The sequence below is a fragment of the Mycobacterium shunyiense genome (genome assembly GCF_058270035.1).
The window spans coordinates 225,843-236,261 of sequence record NZ_JBZDPT010000034.1 but is presented as its reverse complement, the minus strand read 5'-3'; the positions used below and the strand labels follow the sequence as shown (position 1 = coordinate 236,261).

At 67.0% G+C, this 10,419-nt stretch carries 12 protein-coding genes; 7 read left to right on the top strand and 5 right to left on the bottom strand.

All coding sequences use genetic code 11. From position 1 onward, the window contains the following. On the top strand, nucleotides 1–426 hold a 426-nt coding region (rimM, locus tag AC4ELS_RS21195; RefSeq protein WP_499049134.1), incomplete at its 5' end, for a ribosome maturation factor RimM. Between the two features lie 11 nt (nucleotides 427–437). Further along, nucleotides 438–1,115 (top strand): tRNA (guanosine(37)-N1)-methyltransferase TrmD, encoded by a 678-nt coding sequence (gene trmD, locus AC4ELS_RS21190; protein ID WP_064959873.1) that lies wholly within the window; start codon nucleotides 438–440, stop codon nucleotides 1,113–1,115. 82 nt (nucleotides 1,116–1,197) lie between these two features. On the opposite strand, the gene AC4ELS_RS21185 is transcribed toward trmD, so the two are convergent. Continuing rightward, nucleotides 1,198–2,157 carry a serine hydrolase gene (locus AC4ELS_RS21185; RefSeq protein WP_499049131.1) on the bottom strand — a complete coding sequence of 320 codons (960 nt, stop codon included), beginning with the start codon at nucleotides 2,155–2,157 and terminating at the stop codon, nucleotides 1,198–1,200. Between the two features lie 323 nt (nucleotides 2,158–2,480). Between AC4ELS_RS21185 and rplS the strand changes: the two genes are divergently transcribed. The 5 genes from rplS (at nucleotide 2,481) to AC4ELS_RS21160 (ending at nucleotide 6,176) form a co-directional block, all read left to right on the top strand. Then, nucleotides 2,481–2,822 carry a 50S ribosomal protein L19 gene (rplS, locus tag AC4ELS_RS21180; protein ID WP_029372100.1) on the top strand — a complete coding sequence of 114 codons (342 nt, stop codon included), beginning with the start codon at nucleotides 2,481–2,483 and terminating at the stop codon, nucleotides 2,820–2,822. Between the two features lie 58 nt (nucleotides 2,823–2,880). Continuing rightward, nucleotides 2,881–3,768, top strand: coding sequence for a signal peptidase I (lepB, locus tag AC4ELS_RS21175; RefSeq protein ID WP_463806732.1), 888 nt, complete (start codon nucleotides 2,881–2,883; stop codon nucleotides 3,766–3,768). Between the two features lie 22 nt (nucleotides 3,769–3,790). Then, a complete protein-coding gene (locus AC4ELS_RS21170) occupies nucleotides 3,791–4,603 on the top strand; it encodes a ribonuclease HII (RefSeq protein WP_498883058.1) in 813 nt (270 codons plus the stop codon). Next, nucleotides 4,600–4,905 carry a DUF2469 domain-containing protein gene (locus AC4ELS_RS21165; RefSeq protein WP_003881082.1) on the top strand — a complete coding sequence of 102 codons (306 nt, stop codon included), beginning with the start codon at nucleotides 4,600–4,602 and terminating at the stop codon, nucleotides 4,903–4,905. Before AC4ELS_RS21170 ends, AC4ELS_RS21165 begins: the two co-directional genes overlap by 4 nt. Before the next feature lie 68 nt (nucleotides 4,906–4,973). Next, complete coding sequence (locus AC4ELS_RS21160) at nucleotides 4,974–6,176, top strand: amidohydrolase (RefSeq protein WP_498883057.1); 1,203 nt, start codon at nucleotides 4,974–4,976, stop codon at nucleotides 6,174–6,176. Here AC4ELS_RS21160 and AC4ELS_RS21155 read toward each other — a convergent pair. The 4 genes from AC4ELS_RS21155 to AC4ELS_RS21140 are packed head-to-tail and all read right to left on the bottom strand — an operon-like array spanning nucleotide 6,163 to nucleotide 10,384. After that, nucleotides 6,163–6,852 carry a dienelactone hydrolase family protein gene (locus tag AC4ELS_RS21155; RefSeq protein ID WP_498883056.1) on the bottom strand — a complete coding sequence of 230 codons (690 nt, stop codon included), beginning with the start codon at nucleotides 6,850–6,852 and terminating at the stop codon, nucleotides 6,163–6,165. The two genes, AC4ELS_RS21160 and AC4ELS_RS21155, sit on opposite strands and share 14 nt — an antisense overlap. A gap of 39 nt (nucleotides 6,853–6,891) precedes the next feature. Beyond that, nucleotides 6,892–8,346: a protein adenylyltransferase SelO gene (locus AC4ELS_RS21150; protein WP_499049128.1), complete on the bottom strand. Its 1,455-nt coding sequence runs from the start codon at nucleotides 8,344–8,346 to the stop codon at nucleotides 6,892–6,894. A 19-nt stretch (nucleotides 8,347–8,365) separates the two neighbouring features. Next, nucleotides 8,366–8,752: a DUF2237 family protein gene (locus AC4ELS_RS21145; RefSeq protein WP_499049125.1), complete on the bottom strand. Its 387-nt coding sequence runs from the start codon at nucleotides 8,750–8,752 to the stop codon at nucleotides 8,366–8,368. A 27-nt stretch (nucleotides 8,753–8,779) separates the two neighbouring features. Continuing rightward, entirely contained in the window at nucleotides 8,780–10,384 is a 1,605-nt protein-coding gene (locus AC4ELS_RS21140) for a PucR family transcriptional regulator (RefSeq protein ID WP_064959878.1), read from the bottom strand. Between the last annotated feature and the right edge of the window lie 35 nt (nucleotides 10,385–10,419).

Here is a 10,419-nt window from a genome sequence, read left to right as displayed (position 1 = left end):
GCGGCCCTTCGGGGCCGCGCCAAGGGGGGTGCCGAGCGCACTTTCTCAGTCGAATCCGTGCGCGATCACGCGGGTCGGTTACTGATCCGCCTGGCCGGTGTGACCGATCGCAACGCGGCCGACGAGTTGCGTGGCACGGTGTTCATCGTCGACACCGCCGACCTGCCCGCCATCGACGATCCCGATGAGTTCTATGACCACGAACTCGAGGGTTTGCGGGTCGTCACGGTCGAGGGCGCCGCGGTGGGCGTGATTCGCGAGGTGCTGCACACCGCCGCCGGCGAGTTGCTGTCGGTCAAGGCCGAACCGGATGGCCGCGAAGTGTTGGTGCCGTTCGTCAGCGCCATCGTCACCTCGGTGTCCCGGGACACCGGAACTGTCGTCATCGATCCTCCAGACGGTCTGCTGAACCTGGACCAGGTCTGACGGGCCGCGCAGTGCGTATTGACGTCATCACGATCTTCCCGGCCTACCTCGATCCGATCCGGCAGTCCTTGCCGGGCAAGGCGATAGACGCCGGAATACTCTCCGTTGCCGTGCATGACCTGCGGAACTGGACCCGTGACGTGCACCGGTCGGTGGACGATTCGCCGTACGGTGGCGGTCCGGGAATGGTCATGAAAGCGCCCGTGTGGGGCGAAGCGCTCGACGAAATATGTTCCGAGGAAACACTTCTCGTCGTGCCGACACCGGCAGGACGCCCGTTCACCCAAGCTGTTGCCGAGCGCTGGAGTGCTGAGTCGCATCTGGTGTTCGCCTGTGGACGCTACGAGGGGATCGACCAGCGGGTAGCCGACGATGCGGCCCGCCGGATGCGGGTCGAAGAGGTTTCCATCGGTGATTACGTCCTCAACGGCGGCGAGTCGGCGGCACTGGTCATGATCGAGGCGGTGGTCCGGTTGATGCCCGATGTGCTGGGTAATCCGGCATCGCACCAACAGGATTCGCATTCCGACGGCCTGCTTGAAGGGCCCAGCTATACCCGCCCGCAGAGCTGGCGAGGGTTGGACGTGCCGGATGTGCTGCTGTCGGGGGATCACGCCAAGGTCGCGGCGTGGCGCCACGAGCAGTCGTTACAGCGCACGCGCGAGCGCCGACCGGACCTGCTGGGCTGATTTTCCTCGACGAGCAGACGCGCAGGTACCCAAAATCGCGTGAAAACGGGTACCTAGGTGTCTGCTCGAGAGGAAACGTGGGCTAGATCCGGCCGCCGGGGAACATCGTCTTGACGGCGTCGGTGATGGTGTCGCGTGCAGTGGCGGCGTTGGTCGGCTGCAGCGAGCCGATCACCATGATGAACCGACGGTCGGGGCCGATTACGCCGGTCGACAGGTGCATCCAGTCCGAACCGATACAGCACATCCAGCCCTGCTTGACCGCGACCGGTTCGGCGTAAAGGCCCTCAGGAATACCGAATCGCTGCGGGTACGTGCCGTCCGGTTGCGTTCCGTCGATGGCCTCCGGGGTGGACTGGGCCAGGTTGGACAGGATGACGTTGGCCTGTTCGGCTGGCAGGCCGCCGCTGCCGTTCATCAACATGTCGTAGTAGCGCACCAGATCGGCCGCGGTGCTGATGGTGTTCCACCATCGGCCGTCGTTCGGCCGCTGCGTCGAGCTCAAGCCGTAGCGGGCCGCCACCCGATCGACGATGGCGCTTCCACCGCTGCGGTACCAGAACACTTCGGCGGCGCTGTCGTCCGAGGATCGCAGCATGACGTCGAGGTTTTCACGGTCCTCGGGGCTCAGGACTGTCTGGCCCTTGGCCTCCTGCAGCAGCAGATCGTCGGCGATGAACAGCTTGACCACCGAGGCGATGGCGATGGTCGTCCCGTTTCCGTTGGAGACCAGTTGGCCGGTGTTGCGGTCGAGGACGAGCACGGTGATCTCGGCGCCGGCGTCGGCAGCGTCCTCGGTCGCCTGCTGTGCGCGGCCCTCGAGGCCCAGGAAGGTAGCGGCGGGTTCCCCGGGCGATGGCTCGGGCAGCGGAGCCATGCCGCCCTGGGGGACGACGACGGTCAGCTGCGGCAGTGCTCCGGGTGCGGCCGGGGGAGTTCCGTACACCCGGGCTTCGCAACCGACGGCTATCACGGCACTCGCCACTACTGCGGTGACGCTGGCTGCGCTCGCCATCCTCAGCTTCGACGGCCCCCGTCGCATGGTCCTCCTTGAACCGTCAACAAACCCCGATGGGCTCTGCAGGACCGGCGCATCGGTGGATGAAGCCTAACTGTCCGGCTGGTGGCCCGCTGCTCAGTAGTGCTCGCAGTATGGTGCAGGAGTCGGGGCAATCGGGTGGACCGACCCGCCGGATTTCACGGTATGGGGACCCGTCTGGCACAATTGAGCAGTTGTCTGCGCAGGACTGGGCCGGCTTGTCCGCGTTCCGCTGCGAGATGCAACCCGATACACCCGAAAATAGCTTCGGCTGCGCGATCTGTATGCGCCTGCCCGGAGCAGCCAACAACAAGGAAGTGTCACCGATGAACACGCTGGACTTCGTCGATCAGGCGTCGCTGCGCGACGACATCCCGACCTTCAGCCCCGGCGACACCGTCAACGTGCACGTGAAGGTGATCGAGGGCTCCAAGGAGCGCATCCAGGTCTTCAAGGGCGTCGTGATCCGTCGCCAGGGCGGCGGCATCCGCGAGACCTTCACCGTCCGCAAGGAGAGCTACGGCGTCGGCGTCGAGCGCACCTTCCCGGTGCATTCGCCCAACATCGATCACATCGATGTCGTGACCCGCGGTGACGTGCGTCGCGCCAAGCTCTACTACCTGCGCGAACTGCGTGGCAAGAAGGCGAAGATCAAGGAAAAGCGCTGAGCGCGCTGCTCCGCCTGACGATGCTCTCGTCGCGGGACCGGTCACGACCGTCGCTACTGTGGTGCCTGTGACCGGACCTACCGACTCTGCCAATGCGCGCTCGGAGGAAAGTTCCGAATCCGATTCGGACGTCGACTCTGATCCAGGTCAGCCTTCGGATGCGTCCGAGGACGAATCGCCGGATGAGTCCCCCAAGGGCAAGCACTCCACGGCCCGCGAAATCGCCATTTTGGCGACCATCGCGCTGGTGCTCTACTACGTGACGCTGACGTTCATCGCACGTCCGTATCTGATTCCGTCGGAATCCATGGAACCCACGCTGCATGGCTGCGCCGGCTGCGTCGGTGACCGGATCATGGTCGACAAGGTGACCTACCGGTTCTCCAAGCCGGAACCCGGCGACGTGGTGGTGTTCAAGGGCCCGCCGTCGTGGAACATCGGATACAAGTCGATCCGCTCGGACAACACCGCGATCCGCTGGGTGCAGAACGCCCTCTCCTTCGTCGGTTTCGTGCCGCCGGATGAGAACGATCTGGTCAAGCGTGTCATCGCCGTGGGCGGCCAGACGGTGCAGTGTCGTGCCGACACGGGTCTGACGGTCGACGGCAAACGTCTGAACGAGCCGTACCTGGACCCGGCCACCATGATGGTCGACCCCAATCTCTATCCGTGTCTGGGCAATCAGTTCGGTCCGGTCACCGTCCCGCCCGATCGCCTGTGGGTGATGGGTGACAATCGGACCCATTCGGCCGACTCGCGCGCGCATTGCGACAGTCCGCGTACCGACGCCGGGGAAATCCCCGTGCAGGAACGCGTGATGTGCACCGGCGACCCGGCGGTCGGCACCGTTCCGGTGGAGAATGTGATCGGAAAGGCACGGTTCATCGCCTGGCCGCCGTCCCGATGGGGCGGTATCAATGGCGTGAACCCGCAGACCGACTCCTAGGAGCTGCCCTGTGCCTCCAGTGGTGAAGACGTCGTGGCCGCCGCGACCGGTGATCCGGAGGTCATCCGGCCTGCGCACCCTGGAATCAGCGCTGTATCGCAACGGACTCGGGCCGGTTGCCGGGGTGGACGAGGTGGGGCGCGGGGCCTGTGCGGGACCGTTGGTGGTGGCCGCCTGTGTATTGGGCCCCAACCGGATGGACAGCCTGGCCTCGCTCGACGATTCCAAGAAGCTGGGCGAGCGCGAACGGGAGCGGTTGTTCCCCCTGATCCGCCGGTACGCACTGGCCTATCACGTGGTGTTCATCCCCTCCGACGAGGTGGACCGGCTCGGTGTTCACGTGGCCAATATCGAGGGCATGCGGCGCGCGGTGGCGGGGTTGTCCCTGCGGCCCGGATACGTGTTGTCCGACGGGTTCCGGGTTCCGGGCCTGGCAGTGCCCTCCTTGCCGGTGATCGGGGGAGATGCCGCCGCCGCCTGTATCGCAGCGGCCAGCGTGCTGGCCAAGGTCAGCAGAGACCGGCTGATGGTCGAGATGGAGCAGCACCATCCCGGGTATGGGTTCGCCGAGCACAAGGGGTACAGCACTCCCGCACACTCCGCGGCGTTGACGGAGTTGGGGCCGTGTGTGGAGCACCGCTACTCGTATGTGAACGTGCGGCGGGCCGCAGAGACGGTGGATGTGCGGCGGGCCGCAGAGACGGTAGATGTGCGGCGGGCCGCAGAGATGACAGACGTGCGGCGGGATATGGCACCAATGCGGCATGCTGAAACCGCGTACGCAAAGATGGTCGACAGGGCACCAGCACAACGAGAAGGACAGCACACCAGATGAGCGCCGAGGATCTCGAGAAGTATGAAACCGAGATGGAGCTCTCGCTTTACCGCGAATACAAGGACATCGTCGGGCAGTTCAGCTATGTCGTCGAGACCGAGCGGCGGTTCTACCTGGCCAACAGCGTGGAGCTGATTCCGCGTAACTCCGAGGGCGAGGTCTACTTCGAGTTGAGGCTCGCCGACGCCTGGGTGTGGGACATGTACCGGCCGGCCCGGTTCGTCAAGCAGGTGCGGGTGATCACGTTCAAGGACGTGAATATCGAAGAGGTCGAGAAACCCGAACTGCGGTTGCCGGAGTAACAGCGGACAGGGGGTCGGCGGTGGCGGCGGACAGTACTGGGGACGATATTCGTCGACGCGCCGAGGCGGTGCTCACGCGGTTACCCGAGGTCCGCGCCTGGCAGGAGCCGCTGTACCGCGATCTGCATCAGAACCCCGAACTCTCGCATCAGGAAAAACGCACTGCCGGCGTGGTGGCCGAGCGCCTCCGTCGGTCGGGGCTGACCGTCCACGAAGGCGTCGGTGGAACCGGCGTGGTCGGTGTTCTGGGCAACGGCGACGGCCCCCGGGTACTGATGCGGGCGGATATGGACGCGCTGCCGGTGACGGAGGCGACGGGGCTGCCCTACGCGAGCGCGCATGACGGCGTCATGCATGCCTGCGGCCACGACGTGCACGTGACGTGTCTACTGGGCGCTGCCGAACTGCTCTCCCAGGCGCCAGATCACTGGCGCGGCACCATGATTGCGGTTTTCCAGCCCGCCGAAGAGGTGGGCGATGGCGCCCGGGGGATGGCCGAGGACGGTCTGGCCGATCTGGTCGGCCCAGTCGACGTGGCGCTGGCCCAGCATGTGTTTCCGGCGCCCGCGGGACAGGTGCGTACCCGTAGCGGGCCGGTGTTGTCTGCGGCCGACAGCATGAGGATCACGGTCTACGGTCGTGGCGGGCACGGTTCGATGCCGCAGGCCACGGTGGATCCGGTGGTGCTGGCGTCGATGATCGTCATCCGGTTGCAGACGATTGTGTCCCGCGAGGTTGATCCGAGCCAGACGGTCGTCCTGACGGTCGGCAGCATTCAGGCCGGGACCAAGAGCAATGTCATCGGCGATCACGCGGTACTCGAACTGAACCTGCGCACCTTCGATGAATCGGTGCGCACCGCGGTGCTCGCGGCGATCCGGCGCGTGGTGATCGCCGAGTGTCAGGCATCCGACTCGCCGCGCGACCCGGAATTCGAGTTGTACGCCAACTTTCCGCTGACCGTCAACGACGATGCGGTTACGGCTCGCGTCGAGGCCGCCTTCAGTGAATATTTCGGCGACCGGGCACAGACGATGCCGGCCGGGTCGGCCAGTGAAGACTTCAGTGACATTCCGGCTGCGCTGGGCGCGCCCTACACCTATTGGGGCTTCGGCGGGATCGACGAGGAGGCGTTCCGCGCGGCGGTGTCCGCCGATCGCACTCGCGTGGACATTCCGGTGAACCATTCACCGCGGTTCGGCCCGGTGCTCCAGCCGACGCTGGACACCGGCACCGAAGCGCTGGTGGTGGCCGGGCTCAGTTGGCTTTAGCGCTCAGGTGCTCGCCGAAGAACGCGAACACGCGTGACCAGGCATCGGCGGTGGCGGCCTCGTTGTAGCCGAAGCCGGTGATCCGCAGTAACGACTGCGCGGGCAACTGGTTGGCGAAGCTGTGGCCGGCTTCGGGGTACACCTTGATGTCGGCCGGGATGTTCTTGGCGTCGACGACGCGCTGCAACCGACCCGCCGCACCGATGCCCAGCGGGTCACGGCGGCCGAAGCTGGCCACCAGCGGGCATGAGGCGTCCAATGTCTGGTCGAGCCGCTTCGGCAGCGGCGTGCCGTAGAACGGTGCTGCCGCTCCAAATCCTTTGGGCCCCAGAACAAGCGCGAACTGTCCGCCCATGCAGAAACCTGCGATGCCCACCGCCCCGGTGCACTGCGGGTGTGCCCGCAGGTGGTCGCGTGCGGCCAGGACGTCGTCGAGTGCCCGGCCGCGCTGGGTCAGCAGCTCCCGCATCACCCGGGTGATGCACCGCGCCCGACCGCCGCGCGCGTAGAGATTCGGCGTGAGCGCGAGATAGCCGGCAGCCGCGACGCGTTCGGAGATCGCCTCGTTGTCGGGTGCGTAGCCGATCGCGTCATGGATGATCACCACTCCGGGCCACGGACCCTCCCCGCTGGGGAGGCCGAGCAGAGCGTCGATCGGGCCGTCGGGTGTGTTCATCGTGATCGTCGTCACCCGACCCACCGTAGCGGCTGGTCGTCAGGTTCCGCAGAACGTGCGGTAGGTACCGAAGTCGTCGGGCGCGGGTGCGGCATACCGTTCGAGCCCGGGACGTTCGTCAAAGGGCGCAGCGAGCGCGTCCATCAGGTGCTCGACGGGTTCCATGTCGCCGTTCGTCCCGGCGTTCAACGCTTCTTCGACGAGATGATTGCGGGGAATGTAGATGGGATTGACCCGGTCCATCGCAGCGGTGTCAGGCCCGAGGGCTTGCCACCGTGCCAGCCACTCGTCGAATCCGCCGGCGATCTCGGCTTCTCCGCGCTTGGCACGTGCGAGGTCGCGGAAGAACGACGTGTAGTCAGTTCGGTTCTGCTGCAACAGCGCGAGCAGGTCGTCGATCAGGCTGCGGGCCACTTCATCGTCGACATCGTCGGGCAGTCCGAGCTTGGCGCGCATCCCAGCCGACCACGCGGCGTCGAACTGCGGCCCGAACTCGCGCAGTGCCTGGGTGGCGAGTTCGACGGCGTGCTCACCGTCGTCAGCGAGCAGGGGCAACAGGGTTTCGGCGAAGCGGGCCAGGTTCCACGCGGCGACGGTCGGCTGATTCCCGTAGGCATAGCGGCCGCCATGATCGATCGAGCTGAACACCGTTGCCGGATCGAAGATTTCCATGAAGGCACACGGCCCGTAGTCGATGGTCTCACCGGAGATGGTCATGTTGTCGGTGTTCATCACGCCGTGGACGAACCCGACGAGCATCCACTGGGCCAGCAGCGTGGCCTGCGCCGCGACGACACCCTCGTACAGCGCCAGGTACCGGTTCTCGGCATCGGCCGCGTTGGGATGGTGCCGGGCGATGGCGTGGTCGGCCAGCCGCCGCAGCAGCGCGATGTCGCCCACGGTCTGTGCCTGTGCGCTCGCGTACTGGAAACTGCCGACCCGCAGATGGCTGTCGGCGACCCTCGCCAGTACCGCCCCGGGCAGCAGCGTCTCGCGCCGGACGTCGCGCCCGGTGGCCACCACAGCGAGGGCACGGGTGGTGCGGATGCCCATGGCATGCATCGCTTCGCTGACGATGTACTCGCGCAACATGGGCCCGACGACGGCCAGACCGTCCCCGCCGCGGGCGAACGGCGTGCGCCCTGACCCCTTGAGGTGCAGGTCGCGGGGGCGGTCGTCGGCGCCGACGAATTCGCCCAGCAGCAGCGCGCGGCCGTCGCCCAGGCGCGGAACGTACCCGCCGAACTGGTGCCCGGCGTATGCCTGGGCCACCGGGGTGGCTCCGTCCGGCACGGCAGTGCCCGACAGCAGGCCGAGGCCGTCGGGGCTGCGCAGCCACGAGCCGTCGAGGCCGAGTTCGGCCGCCAACGCCTCGTTGAGTACCAGCAACCGCAGTGCGGGGGCCGGCTCGGCCTGCCACGCGACGGCCATCTCGGGAAGCGCGCGGGCGAAGCGGTTGTCCAGGGTGACGCTCGTATCGGGTGCGACGCTCACGGCTCGAGCCTACGGAGCCTCAGAGGCTGCCCAGGTCGTCGGGCACATCAACCGCGTACTGCCGAAGAACGTCGAGCGGCACCAGGTCGAGGGTGCGCTCATGGGTGGCGGCCAGTACCACCGGGGCCGCCTGGCCGTCATTGTGCGCGCGCAGCCAGTTGACCGCGGTGACGCACCAGCGGTCCCCGGGCACCAGGCCGGGAAACCGGTACTGCGGTGCCGGTGTCGAGAGGTCGTTGCCGATCGACCGCTGGTGGTCCAGGAATTCGGTGGTCACGACGGCGCAGATGGTGTGCCGGCCCGCGTCGGCGTCGCCCGTCGAGCAGCATCCGTCGCGGTAGAAGCCGGTAAGCGGGTCGGTGCCGCACTCCTCGAGCCGGCCGCCCAACACATTGCGATCTGCCATCGGACAAGTATGAGTCCCGAGGTGCTCTCAGCGTGGCGGCTGTGCGGCGGCACTGCGTTGCGCGTCCAGCACCAGCAGCGCCACGTGCAGCGACGTCATCGATTCACCGTCGTCGAGGTTGACGCCGAGTCTCCGTTCGATCGAGGCCAGCCGGCCGTAGAGCGCCGGGCGGCTCATGTGCAGACGTTTGGCCAGTGCGGACTTGTTGCCCGCGAGTTCCAGGTAACCGCGGAGCACGACCAGATCGTCGCTGCCCTGATCGGCGTCGTGGATCAGAACGGACTTGAGTTCGGTTTCGGCGAACATCTGGACGCGCGGATCGTCGAGCAGCAGCGTGATCAGTCCGCGCAGCCGGACGTCGGAGGCCCGCACGAACGGCCGGGTCAGATCCGGCATCGACGCCGCGACTTCGGCGACGTGGGCAGCTTCGCGCAACCCGTGGACGGCGTCGGCGAACGCTCCGGCGCCACCGCCGACGGCGATGACGACCTTGTCCGCGTCGCCGCCACGGGCGATGGCCTCACGCCAGCCCTCGGCCAGCCGGCTCAGGGTGACTTCGGTGCTGGAACCGCGCCGCGGATTCAGCGCCAGCACGAGGCCGATCTCTCCGTCTCGCCGGATCGAGCAGATCGCGCTGTGCCCTTGGGCTTTCACGCTGTGAGTGACTGCATCGAGGATGCGGATGTTGCGGCGTTGGGTGCCCACCGGGTCGAGCCGGTCCGGTGGCGCACCCACCCTGACGGTGGCCGGCAGGTAGGTGCCACCGGCTCGCAGACCGAGGGCCAGCGCCCGGGCATCGGCCTCGCGGTCGTCGTCAATTCGTCCGCCGAGAACGTCGTCGATCAACCCGCTCTGGGCTTGATGCTCGAGACCGGTCCGGCCCCTTTCGGCCATCCGGTGCAGGGCGAGCGCCTGTGCGGCGCGTTCCAGGACCATCTTCGTCTTGTCCGGCGCGGCCGGGGCGTGCGGGACGATCAGCCGACCCCACTCCTCGGCGCGTGGGCCGACGGCCGTGGTGACCCACGGTTCCGTCATCGCTCGGGATCGCTGTTGCCAGTCGGCGAGCACGGTGGTGGCCGGCTCGTTGCGCGGTGAGATCGCCAGCACCTGGCGGGACAGGTCCTCCAGCACCACCGATTCATCGATCATCTCGGCGGCCGCGCGCACGATGTCGGCCATCGACGGCCGTTTCATGCTCAGCTCGGTGAAGGTCTTGTGGGTGCGGTGGGCGAACTCGAGTTCCTCGTACTGGTCGGCCACGATGAGGCGGTGCACCGCCTCGGTGACTTCGACGAACTTGGTCTGTCGGTGCAGGACCACGAGCGCCAGGCCGAGAGTCTGCGCCATCTTCCCGACGCTGTCGGGCAGTGATTCGATGCGGGTGCCCAGTTCGACGACCACGCCGACCACTCCTGCCCGGTGCATCCGTCGCAGGTAGTCGCGGGGCGCGTCACGCAGTGCCGCACCGGTGGTGAGCACCAGTTCGCCACCCTGCAGCAGGCCGGCCAGGTCCGGCATGTCGCTCACGTGGACCCAGCGCACCGGCCGGTCCAGCTGTTGTGCGCTGAGCACCTCGGGCTCGCCGGCCTGCACCACCGGCAGGCTGACGATGTCGCGCACGGTCGGGATCATTTTACAAAGTGTAATGAACCGGCTGATCAGGATTA